The organism is Leptolyngbya sp. NK1-12 (assembly GCF_032598965.1).
Lineage (GTDB): Bacteria > Cyanobacteriota > Cyanobacteriia > Elainellales > Elainellaceae > Elainella.
Genome location: NZ_CP053586.1, coordinates 5,758,152 through 5,778,376, shown reverse-complemented (window position 1 = coordinate 5,778,376; position 20,225 = coordinate 5,758,152). Strand labels below are relative to the sequence as shown.

General features: G+C 50.5%; 16 protein-coding genes. 7 read left to right on the top strand and 9 right to left on the bottom strand.

The window, feature by feature from the left end; all coding sequences use genetic code 11:
- Positions 1-13: 13 nt before the first annotated feature.
- On the top strand, positions 14-949 hold the full coding sequence (locus HJG54_RS24645; protein WP_316431868.1) for an alpha/beta fold hydrolase: 936 nt from the start codon (positions 14-16) through the stop codon (positions 947-949).
- 158 nt (positions 950-1,107) lie between these two features.
- On the opposite strand, the gene HJG54_RS24640 is transcribed toward HJG54_RS24645, so the two are convergent.
- Positions 1,108-1,470, bottom strand: a complete 363-nt coding sequence (locus HJG54_RS24640) for a hypothetical protein (protein WP_035999597.1) — start codon at positions 1,468-1,470, stop codon at positions 1,108-1,110.
- A gap of 11 nt (positions 1,471-1,481) precedes the next feature.
- Positions 1,482-3,215, bottom strand: a complete 1,734-nt coding sequence (locus HJG54_RS24635; RefSeq protein WP_316431867.1) for an AarF/ABC1/UbiB kinase family protein — start codon at positions 3,213-3,215, stop codon at positions 1,482-1,484.
- A 693-nt stretch (positions 3,216-3,908) separates the two neighbouring features.
- On the opposite strand from HJG54_RS24635, the gene HJG54_RS24630 reads away from it, so the two are divergent.
- Complete coding sequence (locus HJG54_RS24630) at positions 3,909-6,134, top strand: PhoX family protein (protein WP_316431866.1); 2,226 nt, start codon at positions 3,909-3,911, stop codon at positions 6,132-6,134.
- Between the two features lie 158 nt (positions 6,135-6,292).
- On the opposite strand, the gene HJG54_RS24625 is transcribed toward HJG54_RS24630, so the two are convergent.
- From HJG54_RS24625 to HJG54_RS24615, 3 genes are all read right to left on the bottom strand, one after another.
- Positions 6,293-6,859, bottom strand: a complete 567-nt coding sequence (locus HJG54_RS24625; RefSeq protein ID WP_316431865.1) for a TylF/MycF/NovP-related O-methyltransferase — start codon at positions 6,857-6,859, stop codon at positions 6,293-6,295.
- Entirely contained in the window at positions 6,835-7,029 is a 195-nt protein-coding gene (locus HJG54_RS24620; protein ID WP_316431864.1) for a hypothetical protein, read from the bottom strand. Before HJG54_RS24620 ends, HJG54_RS24625 begins: the two co-directional genes overlap by 25 nt.
- A gap of 890 nt (positions 7,030-7,919) precedes the next feature.
- Positions 7,920-9,107 (bottom strand): histidine kinase, encoded by a 1,188-nt coding sequence (locus HJG54_RS24615; RefSeq protein WP_316431863.1) that lies wholly within the window; start codon positions 9,105-9,107, stop codon positions 7,920-7,922.
- Between the two features lie 421 nt (positions 9,108-9,528).
- Between HJG54_RS24615 and HJG54_RS24610 the strand changes: the two genes are divergently transcribed.
- Positions 9,529-10,716, top strand: coding sequence for a glycosyltransferase family 4 protein (locus HJG54_RS24610; RefSeq protein WP_316431862.1), 1,188 nt, complete (start codon positions 9,529-9,531; stop codon positions 10,714-10,716).
- A gap of 22 nt (positions 10,717-10,738) precedes the next feature.
- On the opposite strand, the gene HJG54_RS24605 is transcribed toward HJG54_RS24610, so the two are convergent.
- Positions 10,739-11,683, bottom strand: a complete 945-nt coding sequence (locus tag HJG54_RS24605) for an AraC family transcriptional regulator (RefSeq protein ID WP_316431861.1) — start codon at positions 11,681-11,683, stop codon at positions 10,739-10,741.
- 214 nt (positions 11,684-11,897) lie between these two features.
- On the opposite strand from HJG54_RS24605, the gene HJG54_RS24600 reads away from it, so the two are divergent.
- Positions 11,898-12,203 carry a hypothetical protein gene (locus HJG54_RS24600; protein ID WP_316431860.1) on the top strand — a complete coding sequence of 102 codons (306 nt, stop codon included), beginning with the start codon at positions 11,898-11,900 and terminating at the stop codon, positions 12,201-12,203.
- Positions 12,204-12,225: 22 nt separating this feature from the next.
- Here the strand turns inward: HJG54_RS24600 and HJG54_RS24595 are convergent, their stop codons facing one another.
- Both HJG54_RS24595 and HJG54_RS24590 read right to left on the bottom strand, forming a co-directional pair.
- A complete protein-coding gene (locus tag HJG54_RS24595) occupies positions 12,226-12,855 on the bottom strand; it encodes a Uma2 family endonuclease (protein ID WP_316431859.1) in 630 nt (209 codons plus the stop codon).
- A gap of 23 nt (positions 12,856-12,878) precedes the next feature.
- Entirely contained in the window at positions 12,879-13,787 is a 909-nt protein-coding gene (locus tag HJG54_RS24590; protein ID WP_316431858.1) for a LysR family transcriptional regulator, read from the bottom strand.
- A gap of 148 nt (positions 13,788-13,935) precedes the next feature.
- Here HJG54_RS24590 and HJG54_RS24585 point away from each other — a divergent pair, with 148 nt between their 5' ends.
- Together HJG54_RS24585 and HJG54_RS24580 are read left to right on the top strand one after the other, a co-directional pair.
- Positions 13,936-14,685 carry an SDR family oxidoreductase gene (locus tag HJG54_RS24585; protein WP_316431857.1) on the top strand — a complete coding sequence of 250 codons (750 nt, stop codon included), beginning with the start codon at positions 13,936-13,938 and terminating at the stop codon, positions 14,683-14,685.
- Positions 14,686-14,868: 183 nt separating this feature from the next.
- A complete protein-coding gene (locus HJG54_RS24580; RefSeq protein ID WP_316431856.1) occupies positions 14,869-16,248 on the top strand; it encodes an MATE family efflux transporter in 1,380 nt (459 codons plus the stop codon).
- Between the two features lie 41 nt (positions 16,249-16,289).
- Here HJG54_RS24580 and HJG54_RS24575 read toward each other — a convergent pair whose 3' ends face one another.
- On the bottom strand, positions 16,290-18,332 hold the full coding sequence (locus HJG54_RS24575) for a hypothetical protein (protein ID WP_316431855.1): 2,043 nt from the start codon (positions 18,330-18,332) through the stop codon (positions 16,290-16,292).
- Between the two features lie 474 nt (positions 18,333-18,806).
- Between HJG54_RS24575 and HJG54_RS24570 the strand changes: the two genes are divergently transcribed.
- Positions 18,807-20,030: a DUF790 family protein gene (locus HJG54_RS24570; RefSeq protein ID WP_316431854.1), complete on the top strand. Its 1,224-nt coding sequence runs from the start codon at positions 18,807-18,809 to the stop codon at positions 20,028-20,030.
- Positions 20,031-20,225: the final 195 nt, after the last annotated feature.

The following is a 20,225-nucleotide window of genomic DNA, read 5'->3' as shown; positions in this document are numbered from 1 at the left end:
GGACAGTAACGGAGTGAAGACAACATCCACCGACTGGTGGCAGCAAACCTTTCCGAGCGGGCGCAAAACACTGACCATTCAGGACGCTAGCCAACGCCAAGTCACCCTTGCCTATGGTGAAGCTGGGGTAGGGCAACCCCTGTTTCTACTGCATGGTCTTGGCAGTTGGAGCTATAACTGGCGTCACAATGTCCACCCTTTGTCACAATACTTTCGGGTAATTTGCTTCGATGCAAAAGGCTATGGGTTTTCCCAAACGGCCTCTCCCCCCGAAGTGATCGGGCATCAGGTGATTGAGCTAGTGCGGGTGATCAATGCCTTAGCAGAGCCGCCAGTGACGCTTGTAGCTGAGTCGTTAGGGGCGTTAGTTGCGCTAGCCGTAGCTCAGTCCTATCCCCAGTTAATTGAGCGGTTAGTGCTGATCAATGTGCCCATCTTTCCGCAAAAACTGCCGTCTTGGGGTATGGAAATTATCGCTGCGGTGCCTTTACCGCTGATCGAATGGCTCGACCAACAGCAATTGATTCGACCGTTTCAACCAATTGTGCAGTGGATGACTCAACTGGTGCGGCAGGAAGTTGTGTATGATCCGACTTCAATTAACGACGAAGAAATTCATTGGCTTACCTATCCCTACCTGAATTTTCCCGGCACTTTTACCCAATTTGCCACTGACCTCCAGTTGGCGGCGCAAGAGATCGAACGTTGCCAACAGGGACGGCCCAATTGGATCAGCACAATTCAGCAAAACCTCGCTAACGTCACCTGTCCGGTTTTGATTTTGTGGTCGGATTGTGATCGCTGGTTTCCACTGCAGGATGGTGAAAAACTGCGAGACCAAATTCCGAATGCTCAATTCCAAGTCATTCCCAACTGTGGCCATGTCGCCTCCAGCGGCAACCCAGCGGTCGTAAATGCGGCGATCTTGCAGTTTCTAAAGTCTGCCTGAGAGCTATCTTGAAAGCTATAGATAAGGATTGGGTCAACCCCCGATCGCGAAGTTTCGCTGACAAAGCCTGAAATAGGCCACAAACAAAAATGTAGAGGAGTGAGGAAAGCCCTCATATCCTCTACCTACAGTCTTGAATACCCAAATCTGCAGACAGCTTAGAACGAATCCAAATCTAGCGCCTTTGAACCGCCCCGCTCCAGTTGACCCAAGATCACGCCAAGCTGATACCAGACGAGCGCTCCGGTGAACACCGTCAGCAAGAACGAAACGCCGTAGGCAATCATGGTTGGGAAACCAAAGATGGCAATTCCCGATGCTAGAAAGACACAGACCCCTGCACAAATCCCTAGAAAGGGAATCAGCAGAGTGGCCCCTTGGAGCGTTGCCAGAGTTCGGGTCGAGCGATTTTTAGCCCATTCCTGCACCGACTGCTTCAGCTTAGTCTCAAACGCTAGACCCGATGTGATGCCGGCCAGCAGGCCAGCAATCAACATCACGTAGGGAGGATCATAATTCACGAGATGGCTCCTTAACTGCGATAGTGCTCCGCACGGCCCGGAGGGCCATTAAACGAGAATGGCATAAATGGCGTTACTGAAGGCAGTAGAGCGCCCGTGCTTGAGAATCCAGTCAGGGCACCCAGGGCCGCACCAATCAACTGACTTGGCTTGACATCGTCTTTAATCAGATTCCACAGCCGCCGCACCTCTTCGGTATGCAGCCGGTCGTCTTCTACCAAAGCCAGGATCAACTGCCGCCGCAAGGGTTGACCTTCATCCGACAACAGGTATTGTAAGCCGAGTTGGGCCGTCGGCAAAATGTCGAATTTCGTATCAGACCGGGCAATGCGAATCAGGTTTTCCAGCCGCTGCCACTGGAATTTGCCATCTTTGAACAGCACTTCGATCAACCGCCGCCGCAGTTGGGGCGACTCACCAGTCAGCAAGCGTCGCGCCACATAGGGATAGGCGATATCAATGATTTTGAAATCTGGATTGAGGCTGAGGGCCAAGCCTTCCTGAGTCACCAGCGAGCGGATAATCAGCGCAAACTTGGCCGGTAATCGGAACGGATAATCGTACATCACCTCCGCAAACTGGTCGGTAATGGTTTTGAAGTTGAAGTCCCGCACGCTCTCACCCAACGCATTGCCGAGCACAGTTTCCAGGGCTGGTACGATCGGGCAAATGTCAGTGTCGGGTGTCAGGAAGCCCAGTTTGACAAAGTCTTTGGCCAGTTCGTGGTAGTCTTGGTTGACCAGATGCACGACCGCGTCCACCAGCGTTTCCTTGGTATCTTCACTGAGCTGGTCCATCATGCCAAAGTCGATGTAGGCCATTTGCCCCGTGGGAGTAGCAAACAGGTTGCCGGGATGGGGATCGGCGTGGAAGAAGCCGTATTCCAGCAACTGCCGCAGCCCTGCTGTGACGCCAATTTCAATTAGGCGATTTTCGTCGAGATTAGACGCACGAATTTTGGGAATATCGGTCAGCTTATAGCCATTGATCCACTCCAAAGTCAGCACATGCCGGTTGCTATAGCGCCAATAAATCAACGGCACTTTGACGCTGGGGTCGTTTTGGAAATTGGCGGCAAACTTTTCGGCATTGCGGCCTTCGTTGAGGTAATCGACTTCCTCAAATAGCTTGGTGCCAAATTCGTCCACAATCAGCGTCAGGTCGTGTCCCAAATTCAGCGGTAGCCAGGGAGTCATCCAGCTAGCCGCCCAGCGCAGCAAATAGAGGTCCAGGGTCAGCACCGGCAGCAGATTAGGCCGCTGAACTTTTACCGCCACTTCTTCCCCACTGCGGAGCCGGGCGCGATACACCTGCCCCAAACTCGCGGCAGCTACAGGCTCAGGCGAGATTTCGCTGTAGGTTTCTTCAATACTGCGGTCCAGTTCCCGTTCAATGATCGCAAAGGCAATTGGCGTCGGGAAGGGGGGGAGCCGGTCTTGCAGCTTGGTCAGCTCATCGAGGAAATCCTTACGGATCAGATCGGGTCGGGTGGAAAGGGCTTGCCCGACTTTAATATAGGTCGGTCCCAAATGAGTCAACAGTTGTCGTAGCTGTGTGGCCCGCTTCAGTTTGTTGGCTTCAACCTGGTTGAACCATTCGTCCCACTTCAGGCTCAAAATGAACCCAGAGAACAACCAGATGATAGTTAGAGCACGCCAAATCGCTTGCCAAGGGCGATAGCGGTAGTATTGGCGAATGGCTTGCGGGTCGTAGCGCCGCATCTGGTCGAAGAAAGATTGAGTCACGTCTCCTACTGCCTCTCTAAATCGGATAGCTCCAAGATCTGCACAGGCGTTAATTGCATATCAAACTGTATTCAAACAGTTTCAGCATACTCGCACTGACTTACCCCTTGATTCGGGCAGTCTATGGAGGGCAGGAATCCGACCCAGTAAGAGTGCCCGCATTGTTATTTGGAGGTTAACTATAGTATAAGAAACTACAAATTTTTCTTGGCTATTTTCCAGAAAAAGTTAATTTTCGTATCGTTAGGAACCCACTAGGTAGAATTCCTTATTGACTATGATTCCATAAAATCGAGGGTTTTGTCAGCAATCGATCAAATTTGACTCACTTATATCTATTAAGAAACCAATAGAAACAATAAGGTTTATTAACTCAATATTGAGAATTGCAAAAACTGCTCGCAACATTTGCTGCTGGCCTGCTTGGACCGCTCCCCAGATGCCTATAGCACGGTTAGTGTTCTGGTTCAAATCCTGCTGACGCCAGAGGCCAAACGGACGGCTAGCGGCCCATGTTCTGTCGGACCTTCTATCGGACCTTCTATCGGACCTTAATGTTGGGATTACGCTGGCTTAAATCGACCTTGGTAAGTTCTCTCCAGGAGGATCTGTGCGCGTTAGACGTGACACAGAACTCAATCGCAGACAAGCGCTCAATTCTTGAGTTCCATTCCTACGAGAGCAGAACTAAAAATGGCAATTAAACGGAGACATTTCCTAGCATTTTTGGGCGCAGGTGCAGGTTCCTTAGCGCTCCAGCCTTTGATGCATCAAGGGCGAGATCAGATGACTTCTCTATCGTTGAACGGCGAAGTTGCATTTGCTCAGACCGGCGGCGTCAGCTTCAAGCCTGTCCGAGGACCGATGCCTCTACCAACCGATGGTTTAGATCGACTCAAACAGCTCAGCGACTACAGCCAATACACGGTTGTAGATGATGTTGTGCTGCCGGAAGGCTATACCTATCAAGTGATTGCTGCCTGGGGCGATCCGGTAGGCGATTCCCGCTTTGGCTATAACAACGACTATTTATCCTTTGTAGAAACCGGCCCGAACGAAGGTTATCTCACGGTTAACTTTGAGTACATCAGCGCTCTTCCCTGGACCCAAACCTTCCAGCAGGTGATTGGCAAAGCGCTGCCCTTTGAGGCCGTAACAGCTGCGTTGGCAGCCGCAGGTGAAGATGGGTTAGATGTCTCCGCTCTACCCGATAGCGATCCCCTCAAGGCGCAAATCCAAGCAATCTGTAAAGAAGCTCTGATCGATTTGGGTATTGGTGTGATTTCTTTGCGCAAAGAGGCAAACGGCCAGTGGGTCCGCACCAACTCTGCTGCTGATCGGCGCATCACCGGCATTTCTGGTTTAGAAGATGGACGCTATTTGAAAGCAACCGGACCTGCTGTTGCTGTGTTCCGCAAAACCCAGGGCATTGGCTACATTGATAATCTGGGTGAACAAATTATTGGCACCTTCAACAACTGTGCGGGTGGAACAACCCCCTGGGGCACGGTTTTCAGTGCAGAGGAGAACTTTCAAAACTTTGTGCCGGAACCGGTCAACGCCGACGGAACCTCGATGCCTCCTGCCAAGAAGATGTTCTCAAGCAATGCCGAAGAAATTGTTGGGCTGGGAAATGCGTTTGGGTTAGCGGGCAACAAGTATGGCTGGATGGTAGAAGTCGATCCAGCTAATCCCAGCGATTACGGCACTAAGCATACCTGGCTGGGCCGCTATCGGCATGAAGCTGTGGGCGTACGTGCAGTAGCAGGGAAGAAGCTCGCTTTCTACTCTGGTTGCGATCGTCGCGGTGGGCATGTTTACAAATTCGTCAGCAGCGGCACGGTGAGCAACCCAACCGACAAAGCCAACTCGCGCCTGTTAGCAGATGGCATGCTTTACGCGGCCAAGTTCAACCCCGACGGTACCGGGCGCTGGATTCCACTGCAGGCAGATACGCCTGTCAATCCAGATCTGCCCAGTGTGCACATCGGCAAGATGATTCCGCTCCCCAATCCGGATCGGGCTGCCGGTGGTGTGGTGAAGGTAGAAGACGATGCGACTGTCACAGCCTTTACCCAACAGTTCAAGACCCTAGGAGACCTCTATCAGGGTACACCTGAGGAAATGCAAGGAGCAATCCTGATTGACGCTCACTATGCCGCCAACGCTGCTGGAGCCACCTGTACGGCGCGTCCAGAAGATACCGATGTCAATGCCAATGGCAGCCTATTCATCGCGTTTACCTCGGCCTCAGCCAGCAGCAGCGACGGTAGCCCTGACGCACGTGTGTTTAAAGGACCGGACGGAGAAGCCTATGAATACGGCTGGATCATGCGCTTAGATGAGGACGGCAACGATCCGGCGGCCATGACCTTTAAGTGGGAGATGTTTGCAACGGGCGGTGAACCGATGGAAGGCGGTTTGGGCTTTGCCAACCCAGACAACCTGGAATTTGATGCCAAGGGCAATCTTTGGATGGTCACCGATATGTCGAGCGACAAACACAACAAAGCGATTCCCAGCCGCATCGATGCAGAGGGCAAGCCCGTAAGCCAGTCTGACCTGCGCGGTCTGTTTGGCAATAATTCCGTTTGGTATCTACCTACTTCCGGCCCAAATGCGGGTGAAGCCTATTTGTTTGGGTTTGGTCCAATGGATTCAGAAATGACCGGACCGTTTTTCAGCCGTGATCAGAAGACGCTGTTTTTGGCCGCTCAGCATCCGGGTGAAGTGGGCGGCGTTCGCAAAGACATGGCATCGGAGACTCGGCAATATGCCATGAAGACGGTGGACGGGCAAGAGTTTATTCAAACCCGCGAGGTGCCGATTGGCTCGAACTGGCCCGGCAAAGGTGCGAATCAACCGCCCAAACCTGCCGTTGTGGCCATTTACCGGATGGATGGCGGGCTATTGGCCTGAGCGGTTGCTAGTCGATAGGTGGCTATTGGTTGATCGAAACTAGAGCCATCGCGCATCAAAAGGCCAGGGTAAATTAGGCAAAATTCAGGAGTCGGAATTCAGCAAACCTAGAAATTCTGACTCCTGATTGCTTTCTCTACTTGGCACAAGCTTGACCTTTAGGTAGTGCGAGTGACGATAAAGCAGATCGAATTGATGTGATAGCTGCCAAATTCTTGAGCAGTGAACTCAGGATGGGCTTGCAGAAATTCATCGAAGGCCTTCTTTTCACCTAAATTTCTGCTAGCTAAGCCATCAGAATTCCAATCATCAAAGAAAATAACAGCTTGATCTCGAATCAATGGCTCGCAAAACTTCAGCAGATCAACCGTCGAGGAGTACATATCACAATCCACCATGATCAAATTAGTCTTTTTGATTTGATACTGCTGACAAAACTCTGGCTTGAGAGTGTCACTGAACCAGCCTTTGATCAGGAAAGTCCGATTCCAGTCGATGCCGAGCCGAGTCAATCTTTCTTTTGTGACTTCAATGTGACACTTAAATCCACCGGCATCCCAAACCCCAATATCTTCTTCGGCATCTGTTTCCGGTAGTCCTTCAAACGAATCAAAACCAAACAGCCGAACTTGGTTTAAGCCAAACTCCTGCAATACCTGAAACATACAGCCCAAAGACGTTCCATTGAATACACCAAACTCTAAATAATCTCCAATTGTTTCCAATAATCTCCAATTGTTTCCAAACCAACCGTGGTTTTTAAATACAGCAACGCTTCCCGCTGTTTTCGCTTTAAGGCTTCAACAGGCACCAACAGGGCCATGCTGTCCCATTCTTCATCGAGGTAGTAGCGAGCTGAAAACCGCCTCACAGCGCTTTGCATTGCTTGTGGCATCAGGCTTATAAAAAAATTGGCGACTGGCTTTAAGCCCAACAACTTTGCCACCCGAACTAGAGAATAGCTATAGTTTGACTGATTTTTGTTATTAGTACTGACTGTCATAAATTACGTCTCCAACTATGTCTCTTGAGAGCAATCTCGACATGTGTAGCTACCAACAGAAGGGAGACTGAAAACTAAAACAAAGCGAGCTGAAAGCGGTGTACCTTCAGCCCCTTATCTAGTTACCAACTAGTTATCGAATTAGAAACTCAAAATGGGCGCATTGATCCTATGTGCAGAATTTGCCTGCGCAATTTCATAGACAGTAACAACCTACCGTGCCATCATTGGTTTTCTTGTAACGACTTGCTGCGCAATCAATGGCTCTCCTGTCAATTTTCGAATATATGTCAGGAAATCTGCAGATACAGTTATATTTCGTTACTGATTTTCGAGGGATGTGCCTGAGCGCTGCAATTGCTAACGATTCTGATAAGAGCACAAGTAGCTAGGCAGAATTAAACTAAACGCTTCAACATGTACCCGCCTTTTTGACTACGAGCTGTCATTCCGTCTATGACAGCCATAGCTAAGCCATATTCATTGTCAAACATTTGTCCTGCAATTTCGTTTAAGTTGATGCCACTCCGTCTCAATGTCATCCCCCGCGAGAACAAGCTACATCTCTGAGCAATATTTCGGCAGCATCAAAAACAATCCTTAGAGCTTGTTTGTAAACAAAGATTGAGATCCCCCTAAATCCCCCTTAAAAAGGGGGACTTCAGAGATTTAACTCGGTTCCCTCCTTATTTAAGGAGGGTTAGGGAGGATCAGATGGGAAGTCGATTCTAGCCTCTTAAAATTCATTTACAAACAGTCTCTTAGGACTACCGACTAATAAATCAGTTTTTCAGTGCTTGTAGCGAATGGTAGACTGGCAGGATGAAGTGGAAGCAGCTGCCGTGATTCGGTTCAGAATCTACCCAGATCTGGCCGTAGTGGGCTTGAACGATGCGTTTACAGAGCGCTAAGCCAATGCCATAGCCTTCCATGGCCTGATCTCGTTGGAGCCGGAAGCGATCCCCAAAAATATGCTGCTGATTATCGCTAGGAATTCCCGGCCCCGTATCGCAAATGCTGACCTGCACTTTCTGGGTGGTGCGGTGCAGAATGGCCACATTGATTTTTCCATTGGCTGGCGTGTATTTGATGGCATTGTCCAGTAAATTGACAAGCACCTGCCTGATCCGCTCTGGATCAGCATAGACGCTAGGTAAATCGCTGGGGATATCGGTGTGAATCTGGTGGGATTTGGCCTGGAACTGTTCGTGCAGGCGGTCGATTACCTCCAGACACAATTGGCCTAGATCAATCTGCTGAGGCTGGATGCGCAACTCTGCGCCTCGTTCTCGCGCCACCTGCAAAATGTCTGTAATCAGCCGATCCAGCGACCGAGCTTGGGTGCGGGCTTGCTGGACCATTTGGCCTAACAGTTCTGGCGTCAGGCGGGGATGTTTTACCTCGCGGCAAAGCCCCATTTCTAGCGTTTCTAGGGCAATCGATAGGGTCGTGAGCGGGTTGCGCAAGTCGTGGGCCAGAATCGCAATAATTTGATCCTTAAACTGCAACTGGGCCTGCAGTTCTTCTTTTTCTCGTCTGAGCTGAAAAATTTCATCAGACAGCTTCAGAAGTTCAGCGGAATGGGCGATCGACTGAATTTGAACTTTATCGCCATTAGAACGGTCAACCGTTGCCAGATTGGTCAAGTAATCTTCAATGGAACGCTGCCACCGCGACCACCAGTTTTCCAACTGGGCCACCAGGTTGGTTCCGGCCAAAACCTGCCGAGGAGCCGGGTGGATCTTGATCAGGGAAGGCGTTGCTACCAGCTTAAAATTTTCGGCTAAATGGGGCTGCTCGCTCACATCTACCACCTGTAACTCGTAGGGATAGGTCGAGTCTGCGGCTAACTCTTTTAAGCGATGGCGGATCTGCCGGATGCGTTCATTGGAGATGGGGCGCTTATCTACAAACAGCACGAGCTGAAGCGATGCGTCGGGATTTGCAGAGGGTTGCAGCGATGCCTCCATGAGAGCCTACTTAATCTTTAAGAACTGTGCTATGAAATCGAATATGGAAAAATGATTATGATAGGTCGATACACCTGTGATTCATAGGCTTTAACTTCTGGTTAGGATTGAACTGGAGGGCTTGAGCTAGATATCTGATATCTGGCGCAATGCGCTTCATCAGATCTGCTCAGCTCTTCATTGATTTAGGTCTAGGTCGGGGCTTGTGAGCTGACTGCTAATTAGATCGTGTTTCTTAATTATTTTGACAGATTTATCAGGGATTATTGTGGTTTAGAAACTTCAGAGCGTCAAGGTGGCTGAACCAAGGAGGCGAAGAGCAGTGATTCGAATGTAGGTTAAATACAAAAAAAGCTTGTCTTAAAACGGCTGAGGCCGTGTTAGATTATTAAGATTTTATTAACTCTAAGGGTTCGTGGGCATGAAGATTCTGGTACTGGCTTGGGAGTTTCCACCTCGGATTGTGGGCGGAATTTCTCGCCATGTGGCAGAGCTTTACCCTGAAGTGGTCAGGTTGGGCCATGAAGTTCATTTGCTGACCGTTGAGTTTGGTCATGCACCCCGCTACGAGGTGGTCGATGGAATTCGGGTGCATCGCGTCTCGGTAGGAGAAAGCCACGACTTTTTCCACTGGGTCGCCAATATGAACGACAGCATGGGCAAACATGCTGGCAAATTGCTGCAAGAAGACGGACCGTTTCACCTGATTCATGCCCATGACTGGTTGGTCGCAGATGCGGCGATTGCCCTCAAGCACCTGTTTAAGATCCCCCTGATTGCTACGATTCACGCAACAGAATTCGGTCGGCACAACGGTCTCCATACTGAAACCCATCGCTATATCAACAGCAAAGAAGCCGCGCTGGTCACTGAAGCTTGGCGAGTGATTGTCTGCACTCAATACATGCGGCAGGAGATGGGCTGGGCCTTCCACTGCCCTGCTGATAAGGTAGATGTGATCTACAACGGTATCTGTCAGGAGAAAAAGCAGCCCCGGCGGGAGTTTGACTTTTGGCGGTTTCGGCGTCGGTTTGCTGCCGATCAAGAAAAAATTGTTTACTACGTGGGCCGCCTCACCTATGAAAAAGGAATTGATATTTTGTTGAGTGCTGCCCCCAAAGTGATCTGGGAGATGGGTGGACGCGCCAAGTTTATTATTATCGGCGGCGGCAATGCGGATGTACTGAAGCGGCAAGCCTGGCATCTGGGAATTTGGCACAAATGCTACTTCACGGGCTTTATGTCTGATGAAGAGCTGAATCAGTTTCGCTGTATTGCCGATTGTGCTGTGTTTCCTAGCCGCTACGAGCCGTTTGGGATTGTGGCCCTAGAGAATTTCTCGGCTCGGATTCCGGTGGTGGTGTCAGACACGGGCGGTTTACCAGAAGTGGTGCACCATACTAAAACCGGCATTGTCACCCAAACCGGCAATCCCGACTCCTTGGCCTGGGGCATTCTGGAAGTGCTGAAGAACCCCGACTATGCCCAGTGGCTAATCGATAATGCCTACGAAGATCTGGATCGTCGCTTTAACTGGGCAACATTGGCTCAGCAAACCGAGACCGTTTACAATCGCGTCGTGCAGGAACGGACTGAGGTAGATTGGTGAGTTGAGATCAGATGGGCGATATCTAGTGATTTCTGCGATAGGAGTTGGGAGTAACCCCTGTAACAGCACGAAAATGCTTGCCCAAATGACTCTGGCTGTTGAATCCACACTGGAGCGCGATCTCGGCAATTTCTAGAGTCGAGGTTGTCAACAACTGCTTGGCTCGCTCTATCCGCTGCTGAAGCAGGTATTGGTGTGGTGCGACCCCCAGCGATTGCTTGAACAGGCGGCTAAAGTGAAATTGGCTGATCCCGGCGACAGCCGCCAAATCAGCCAACTTGATGTCTTGCTCTAGATGGGCGTTGATATAGTCCGCAACCTGCACAAGCTGACGGCTGCCCAACCCTCCCTCTTGCAAAACGACGCGAGACCGCAGCGTTGAGTACTGGCGCAGCAGATGAACGGCCAGCAGATTCGCCAACGATTCCACATAAAGCCGTCCGGCCCAACCGCTCCCTTGGTGAAGTTCGGTTCGCAGCAGCAGCAAGGTTTGCTCTAGTCGGGGATCACGGACACGAAACTCGGTGACCAGCTCTAGCCGCTCCGGATCCAGATCGGTCGTCTGGGCTACGGCAGCCAGAAACTGAGCCGGAACTTGAATATGCAGGTAATGATCCTCACCCTCGGCCCGATAGGAGGCTGGAATATCTGCTGGAGTAATCGAAATATCGCCTTTGGTGTAGAGTCCGGTGTAGCGACGGTTGCCAACGATTTGGTGGATTCGATGGGGGCGGGGCGCTAAGCATAAGGCAATTGAATGCCCAGGCCACGCTTCTGGCACATCTACACCTCCAGGCGGCTGCTGAAACTCTTCTACCAGAAGTGGCTCCCATCCTAAGGCTTGACTCGACAGAATCGGGCTGGGCGGCTCGTCAGGAGATGAGCGGACAACTCTATTGATTGGGTTAATTGTGATTGGGTTAATTGGATTCACTGGATTAACTGCCGTTTGGGATGGTTTTGCCATATGGTTTGGCCGCCTCCTATGCTCCCTACAATCTCGGCTATCGCCACATTGATTAATCCAGCTGCTTCAATCTGTGCTTACAGAACCAAAAGATTCCAGCAAGATTTTGACAGCTCCGCAAGATTCAGATATCCCGAAACCTGTGATTCCCTTAATTTGTAATTGTAGTCGATTCAGTTACAATTCGTAATAACCTAAGGTCATGTATTCACCGATGGAATCCACAGGAGTCAAAAATTCGGCCTCGCCGCTTGCAGAGCAGGGTGGTAATGTCATTCCGTTACATCCCGAAGTTTCTGCTGAAGGACAGGAGCCTCAGCCAACTCAGAACCACTCTAGAGAAATGGATCGCGAAGCGTTGGTGAGCTGGCTGTTCCTGATTGGTTCGCTGTTGTTTACCCTGGATGCAGTGTTAGAAAACCTCAAGGGCGTTTCGTTCTCGTCGCTGTTGCATATCTCAGCTAGTATTTTGTTTACGGTTGGTTCTGTGCTATTTATTCCTAGTCGTTCTCAAGATTAATGGTTCTTCTAGATTGCATAGTTCACTGATTCAATGCCTGCCTCAGTTGGCGAATGGCTGCGCTGGTATTACGCTCGTAGGCGATCTGGCGGTATTGCAGAATCAAAGCTTGCAGATCGATTTCAGGAAAATAACGGCTGCGGGATTGCAGCAAATAGTCTGCATTTCGCAACTGATAAATTGCTAGTTGCTTGCGAAATAGCCAGACTTCTGGAACACGATAAGGCAAATAGTCGTTTACATCAGAATAGCTAGTAACATCAATTTCGAGTACCAAATCAGGCGGTGGATCGATGCGCCAATCGATGCGTTCTTTGCCCGAAACGGCTTGCCAATTCTCGATATAAAAGCAATAGTCTGGCTCAATCCCGCTTTCTTCAGGAAGTTCCATTGTTACAGGTGTGAAGGCATCATACTCAAGCCCAACATGATCGAGCAGGGTTGTGATTATATTGGCAATGATATGAGCATCGCGTCCATGTTTGGGTAGCGGCGACATGAGCAAAACTTCTCCATCCCGATATTTAAGGCGAGGAATTGCACCATCCCCGCGCTGTTGACATAGACTTTGGTACTGTTGCCAAGTGGCAGGCATCCGTAGCACGCTTCCTGGCGGCAGTTGAATCTTTTCCGGTGAGACAATCGCAAACATGGCGGTTCTCCGTCCTACTACTGTTATTTTACTAATCCGCTTCCGGTGCAATAAACCGTGAGAAACTCTAGAAAAACCTGAACGCGAGGGGATATGTTGCGGGAATGGGTGAACAGCGCTTGCACAACCAATCCGGGCGGTAACTGATCGGGAAACAACGAAATTAACTGCTGGTTCTCTAGTTCTGGCTGCACCTGAAAGCTGAGCAATCGAGTGATGCCAAGACCAGCTAAAGCGGCATTCTTTAAGGCTCCTCCGTTATCCGAATTCAACGAGCCACTGACCGGAATTGTTTGCCATGTGTCATCAATCCAAAATTCCCAGGACAAAGGTTGGCCGTTAAACAGATACCGCAGGCAGTTGTGGTAAACCAGATCGGCTGGTGTGGTAGGAGTTCCGCAAGTATCGAGATAACTGGGCGCAGCACAAAGTACAAATTGTGTCTGTCCCAGGTGACGGCGGATCAAACTGGAATCTTGTAGATCGCCTAACCGAATTGCCACATCAATCCCCTCAGCCACCAAATCCACTAGCCGATCGCTCAACCGCAAATCGATTTGAATTTCTGGATACTGGGTTAGGAACAGAGGCAACGCTTGAACCAAAAACCACTGGCCGAGATCCAGCGAGGTGCTGATGGTGAGTTTGCCTTGCGGCTTGCCGCCCGAAATGACCAGGTCATTGGCTTCATCCAGTTCTTGCAAGAGACGAGCCACCCGTTCGTAGTAGGCCCCACCTTCTGCCGTCAGACTGAGGGAGCGGGTCGTTCGTTGCAACAGGCGCACACCCAATCGGTCTTCTAGTTTGGCTACGCGCTTGCTGATCGCAGAAGGAGTCGTTCCGAGGGAGCGGGCCGCCGCACTGAAACTGCTGGATTCGACACTTTCGACAAAGGCAATTAGTTCGGGCAGTTGATTAAGAACGCTTAGCATTTGTTCCTGATTTATTCCTCAGCGGCACAGGTATTTTGCCACTATACCGTCTTCTCGGCTGTAGGAGCACAGGTTAGGGTAGATGGGTGAATGAGTGATATCAACTAGGTATCTTCTAGTTGAAGTTCAAACAGTAGGGGAGAATAGTATGAATTCAGATGTTGTCACCAAAGAGGATGACAATCCGAATACTAAAAAAGTAGTGATGGTTACAGCAGCTAGCCGTGGAATCGGAGCTGGATGTGCTAGGGAGTTGGCGGCACGGGGCTATCGGGTTTCGCTGCTGGCACGGTCCGCAACAGTGTTCGATTTGGCGCAAGAACTGGAGGGTATTGCAGTTCAAGGCTCAATGTCGAACATACAAGACTTACAACAGTTCGTGCAAACTACATTAGATTCTTATGGTCGCATAGATGCACTCGTGAATAGCTTTGGCGATCCACCCCGTCTTGATTTGCTGGATATTTCCGATCAGATGTGGCTAGAGAACTTTGAGCTGCTGTTTTTGAGCGTGGTACGATTGGCGCGACTCGTCACAGAACCAATGCAGCAACAGGGCAGCGGCGCAATTGTGAATATTTCCGCCTGCGATGTGCTGGAACCTGATTTGGGAACTCCCTTTAGCGGCACCTTACGGGCAGCAATGGCTGGATTCACCAAGCTGTATGCCAAACGTTATCGAGGCGACCACATTCGCATGAATTCGGTTGCGCCCTTTTTTGTCGCTGACCAGCTCGAAGAACTCGAGGGATGGAACGTTCCCACTGATTTGATGTGGGGGCGTCCAGCCACCTATACCGAGTTAGCCAAAACCGTCGCTTTTCTGATTTCCGATGAGGCCAAGTTTATCACGGGGACCACGCTGATGGTGGATGAAGCCAGGTCTGCAGCCATTTGATATAGTGGTCTGCCGTTGGAAACCCTGGAATTCACTGGAATTCAGAAGCCAGAAAGGCAATCAGAGCAGCCAGAGCAAGCAGATTGACAGCAAGATTTTGACAAAACCGCAAAAGCAAGAGAGATTTCATCCGGCTGTTTTTTCTAAAGTAGCGACATTGCGAGCCATTGCGGAGATGGAACCATGACTGTTTTTCCGATGCAACGTGATCTGCGCACAGAGGTGCGGGAGTTTCTTAAGTTGGCGGTTCCGTTAGCCAGTGCCCAAGTTGCCCAGTCGGCTACCGGATTTGCTGACACAATCATGATGGGTCGGATGGGTGCGGATGTTTTGGCAGCAGGGGGGCTAGCGGCAATCATCTTTCTCTCGACGATGACAGCTACCAGCGGCATGGTGATGGGCGTAAGTCCGTTGGTTGCGGAAGCGTTTGGGGCTGGCCAGCAGACGCGAATTCAGCAGTTGGCGCGGCAGGGATTGTGGCTGGCGCTGTTAGTAGCCCTGCCGATCTCGATTCTGCTGGGGGATCTAGAGATTTGGCTGAGTCGGACCGGGCAGACGGAAACGACGGTGCAACTTGTTCAGACCTATCTAGACATCATGCGCTGGGGGTTGTTTCCGGCTGTGGGATTTGCAGCTTTGCGGGCTACGGTGGCGGCTCTGTCGCAGGCACGTCCAGTTATGCTGATTGTGGTGACGGGCACGGGATTCAATATTGTTTGGAACTATATTCTCGGATTTGGCAAATTTGGTTTTCCGGCTATGGGACTGGCCGGCTTGGCGTTGGCAAGTGTGCTGGCATTGTGGGGTATGTTTTTAGCTCTGGCACTGTATATCTGGCTGCATCCAAATTTGCGTTCCTATCGCGTGTTCCACGATCTGCACCGCATCCGGCCTCGAATTTTGTGGGAGTTGATTTGGGTTGGAGTGCCGATTGGTTTATTCTCTGGGTTAGAAGTCGGCTTTTTTATGGTGATTATGTTTTGGATGGGCCGGTTGGGCACAGAGGCATTGGCAGCACATCAGGTGGTATTTCAAACGATTGTGGTAGCGTTTATGGTGCCATTAGGGATCTCGTTTGCAGCCACAGTGCGAGTCGGGCAATGGTTGGGACGCCGTGATTCAATCGGTATTCAGCAGGCTGCTTGGGTGAGTATGAGCATTAGCACAATGTTTATGCTGATGGTTTCTATAATCTTTCTGCTGTTTCCTAAACAGGTGATTGGCATTTACTTAGATGTACAAAACCCTGACAACGCTCCGATTGTGGCGCTTGCATTGCCGCTGCTGATCATTGCCGCAATTGCACAGGTGCTGGATGGATTTCAGAAAGCCGTGTATGGTTCACTGCAAGGGCTACAGGATACGCAAGTGCCAATGATCCTGAATGTGTTGGGCTATTGGGGCGTGGGCTTATCGGTGGGCTATGGATTGGGGTTCCAGTTAGGGCTGGGTAGCGTGGGCCTGTGGATTGGGCAATCGGTGGCCATTGCAGTTGTGGCAGGGCTATTTTTCTGGCGCTTTTGGCGGTTAGTGAAACTGAAGAAATTTTGCTCAACGACGTGATAACAGCGCTATCATCCGGCTAACCGAACGTTACAAAGTTCCTATAGCTGTTGGAGTTGTTGCTGGAGTTGCTGCTTCAGGTCATGTGCCTGCTGTTCCAGAGTCGTGATCTCTGCCTGGAGGCGATCTCGTTCGTCTTCGAGTGCCCCAATTTTGCTGACAAATCGCTGGCGCAACTCACCTTCATTCCCGCTGCTTTGTAGGGGTTTTAGCTTTTCGGTCAGCTCCTTTTGCGCGGTTGACAGACGGTCTTGTTGATAGCAGCGGTCCTGGATATCTCGTTCTAGCTGGTGGCACTGCTGGTGTAACTGCAAAATGCCCTCAAGCCGCTGAAACAGGGTATCGCCAATAAATTTGTTCCTCAGATATGTTTTGAGGATTTGGTAATCTAAATTGGTAATTTGTTCGCGGCGGCTGATTTTTTGCCGTTCCTGCACTTGGAACTTTGTCTGTTGCCGAGAGGCAATTGGTAGCTGCCAGCGGCGAAACTCGGCTGTTTGCTCCATCGGTTCTGATGTATCTACTAAGTTGTATCCCTCCAGCTTGCGCTGCTCAATAACTAGGCTGATGGGGTAAGTGGTCTGGTTCTCAATCTGATAAGTGGTCTGGCGCACCATCCACAAGTCATGAACCAGATAACCACCTTGGCCGAGGGCGATCGCCGCTGTTTCCTCACATGTTGCGTGCTCCTGGAATACCCGCACCCCCAAATCCACAGCATAGGGCACAAAAAACTCTGCCTCGGTAGGCGTGAAGTTCAGCACCGCTTCACCGACGTAGTTATCGACCTCCAGTACAGTTGCCGGACCTTGCTCTAGGGTTAGTCCAGTGGTGTTGGTTGCCACGATTGTCACAACCGGATGCTCTGGCATTTTCTCGGCATTAAACCAATGCTGCTTGCGGCTGGCAATCGTCGCACCCAGGATCGGCACCATCGCGCTCTGTCCCCGCTTGATGGTTATGGGAACCCCTACGTCGTATTGAAACAATTCGCCCCGCGCTATGCCTGTTGCCTGCACTTTTGTCGCCTTTGCCAAATTGCGCTGCATTCGCTTCCTTCTGGGAGCACTCGATACGGCTCTTGCTTCGGGTGCGTATAGTTCGTCATCTCCGAGGGCAGCAAAAGCGACATTATTAAAGTCATCATTAAGGCTTAGCTCAAGTTCTTTTTCTAATAGCGCCGCGTTAAACATCACCGGACCGGGAACCGTGCGGGTTTCATCCTCAACTGTAGGACGTTCAACAAAGCGAGGGGTGTAGAGGTCGTAGATAAAGCTGATTGGCTGTCCGGCAATCAGCGTTAACGATACATCTTCCAGGTCTTCATCGAGCTGGTTATCAACAATGCCCCAGCCCTGAATCAACAGTTGCCCAGTTGCAGATAGAGCACCATCAGATTCCGATGAGCGACTGTGCTCTAGAGAGTCGGGAGTATAAACCAGCCGATAACTGACGCGCCAAGTTGGCGTGGGGGCAACATAGCTCACTAGCAGTTCTTGCTGGGGGCGATCGAGGAACAGCGTAACCGCGCGCTGGTTTTCACGGGAATGACTCAGGTCCAACACATATCGCAGATCATCACCGCTTTGGGGATCTATGATGTCTAACCCGCGCACTTGGGACAGTAAATAGGTGCGGACGTTAGGACTACTGTCTGCTTCTGAGCCGGTAGTCATGATCGCCACCAGGGTTTGTTCCGGTTTGCCATCTGCCTCGTTGAGACCCACCATATAACCACTGATCACGACTTCAGAGTTGGAAGCATGAACCAATCGTTCTGAGCCGCTGTCGCCTTCTAGTCCTGCAATGTGAAGTCGCACTTGGCAGCCTCGCATCGATCGCAGCAGATCCAACCAAGACTTGCAATCGCTCAACAGCAAAGGTGCCTTTTTCAAGGCTTCATCCTTTTCTTCTGGGGTTTCGTAGGAGACACTAACGACCTGTCCCTCACCTTGGGGAAAGACGGCTAGACTTTTAAGAACGTCATTCATCTCCTCTTTTTTGAAGTTGAGCGTAACCGAAGACATTGTTCCCAGAGAGCCAAATCGTTCAAAGAATCCCACACCGTGCTTGTAAAGCACCATTCGTCTAATCGGTAAGTTGACCATAACCAGTGATTTTCTCAATTCCTAATGATTGATTGCGAATGATTGATTGCGAATGATTGGTGGTAGATCTCCTGATGACACTTGGCATTCATAGCCTGCGCAGTGTTTTTAAACTTAACAGTTCAACCCGTCTCTAAATTGAGTTTACTTAACGTGTCGCTTCGTCATCTACCTTATGCCTCTAATAGACTGATATTAAATCCGACTAAACGCCCTAAATTTAAATGCCGCGTTGTACGGGCGTTTCGGCGAAACGCCTCTACGCGAACTCTGGCTGATCAACCGGATTTGATATGACTGGCCAACTTGTTGTTCTCGTGGGTGCAGCAATTGTTCACAATCATTTTGAGGTAGGTCACGAGGATGATTAAAAATAACATTTTAAGACGAGCAAGCGTTAGCCTATTATATTCGTGAGATTGCTAGATTGCTCTCACTAGCTCCACCCCTATGCTCCCTACCGATCTCCTAATCCAGCGGCACAACGGGGAAGAAATTGTTCCCAAACGGCTGCCGATCAACTCGCGCAATTGGGAGATGGCAGCAACGCTGATTAGCATCTTTCAGCAGGCGCAGGGCCAGCCTCAAAACGAATTGGACCGGCAGCTTCAGGAGTTAGAGGGGGACAGTACCGATTACCGGATCAAGCGCGGCTTGGCCTATTTGCTTAGAAGTGATGCTTTTAGCAAGTTCGAGGTAGTCAGTCCGCTAGAGCCTCAACAGTTGCGGCAGCGGGTGTTTGCCTGGGCAGCGCAAGCGGCCCCCTTACCCCAGACGGCAGCCCATACCTTTGCTACTTTGGCCGAGCAGCTCAGTCAGGAATTAGGCCATGAAGTCTACCCTGAGCAAATCCGAAATGGCCTCTATGCCGACCTCTCCGAAAATCGGATCTTGACTCAGTTTGATCCGCCCACACCCGAAGCATTGCTGCATCGCTATAACCTGTCTCAAGTGCAGGGCATTTTCTATAAGGCCAGCCAAATCCGAATTCAGGCGCACCGTAACGATCCGGGTGAATATAAGCTGCTGTTTCGCTACCTAAAGCTGTTTGGCCTGATGGCTTACATCGAAGGCGACGCGGATCACGGGTTTACGATTAGCATCGATGGTCCCACCAGTTTGTTTAAGCCCAGCACTCGTTATGGCCTCGACATTGCCAAACTGATTCCGGCCCTGCTGCATGTAACTAAATGGAGCCTGGCGGCTGACCTGCACTGGCGCGATTCCTACAGCAAACAGGAACAAGCCAAGCGGTTTACGCTCGATTCGGGCTGTGGGCTGGTGAGCCATTACCCGCCCGGTAAGCCCTACGACAGTTTTTTGGAACTCTCCTTTGCCGACCGCTGGGACAGCCTCAACAGTGAATGGCGACTCGAACGAGAGGTGGATTTGATTCCGATTCCCGGCAGTGTGATGATTCCCGATTTTCGGTTGGTACATCCCGACGGACGCTCATTTTTGCTAGAAATTGTCGGCTACTGGCGGCCCGAATATCTGCGCAAAAAGTTTTTACAAGTGCGGCAATCGGGACGGAATGATTTGATTCTGGCGATTTCAGAGCGGTTAAACCTGGAAAAGGCTGGTGTCAACTTTAACCACACTCCAGCCCATGTAATCTGGTTTAAGGACAAACTGTCGCCCAAGGCTGTGCTGGACGTGCTGGAATCGGTCTAATGCTGTTGATGCATGATATCGATGCGACTAGCCCCGATTGGGCGAATTGGTATACCTAAATTGATCATGAAAAGGTTCTCATCTTCACTTCATCTCGTCTTCACTGGAACCTGCTAAGTTTAGGTGCCTTTGGTGCAAGTATTGCCACTGCAAGGCAAGATAATACAGCAGACAGACAAAGTGCTGATAGGGTTG

What these genes read in the sequence shown, in the direction of transcription:
- HJG54_RS24600 (WP_316431860.1), top strand. Translation starts at nt 11,898, where the DNA reads ATGGAATCCACAGGAGTCAAAAATTCGGCCTCGCCGCTTGCAGAGCAG.
- HJG54_RS24605 (WP_316431861.1), bottom strand. Translation starts at nt 11,683, where the DNA reads ATGGCAAAACCATCCCAAACGGCAGTTAATCCAGTGAATCCAATTAAC.
- HJG54_RS24570 (WP_316431854.1), top strand. Translation starts at nt 18,807, where the DNA reads ATGCTCCCTACCGATCTCCTAATCCAGCGGCACAACGGGGAAGAAATT.
- HJG54_RS24590 (WP_316431858.1), bottom strand. Translation starts at nt 13,787, where the DNA reads ATGCTAAGCGTTCTTAATCAACTGCCCGAACTAATTGCCTTTGTCGAA.
- HJG54_RS24595 (WP_316431859.1), bottom strand. Translation starts at nt 12,855, where the DNA reads ATGTTTGCGATTGTCTCACCGGAAAAGATTCAACTGCCGCCAGGAAGC.
- HJG54_RS24630 (WP_316431866.1), top strand. Translation starts at nt 3,909, where the DNA reads ATGGCAATTAAACGGAGACATTTCCTAGCATTTTTGGGCGCAGGTGCA.
- HJG54_RS24615 (WP_316431863.1), bottom strand. Translation starts at nt 9,107, where the DNA reads ATGGAGGCATCGCTGCAACCCTCTGCAAATCCCGACGCATCGCTTCAG.
- HJG54_RS24610 (WP_316431862.1), top strand. Translation starts at nt 9,529, where the DNA reads ATGAAGATTCTGGTACTGGCTTGGGAGTTTCCACCTCGGATTGTGGGC.
- HJG54_RS24585 (WP_316431857.1), top strand. Translation starts at nt 13,936, where the DNA reads ATGAATTCAGATGTTGTCACCAAAGAGGATGACAATCCGAATACTAAA.
- HJG54_RS24575 (WP_316431855.1), bottom strand. Translation starts at nt 18,332, where the DNA reads ATGGTGCTTTACAAGCACGGTGTGGGATTCTTTGAACGATTTGGCTCT.
- HJG54_RS24580 (WP_316431856.1), top strand. Translation starts at nt 14,869, where the DNA reads ATGACTGTTTTTCCGATGCAACGTGATCTGCGCACAGAGGTGCGGGAG.
- HJG54_RS24620 (WP_316431864.1), bottom strand. Translation starts at nt 7,029, where the DNA reads ATGCCACAAGCAATGCAAAGCGCTGTGAGGCGGTTTTCAGCTCGCTAC.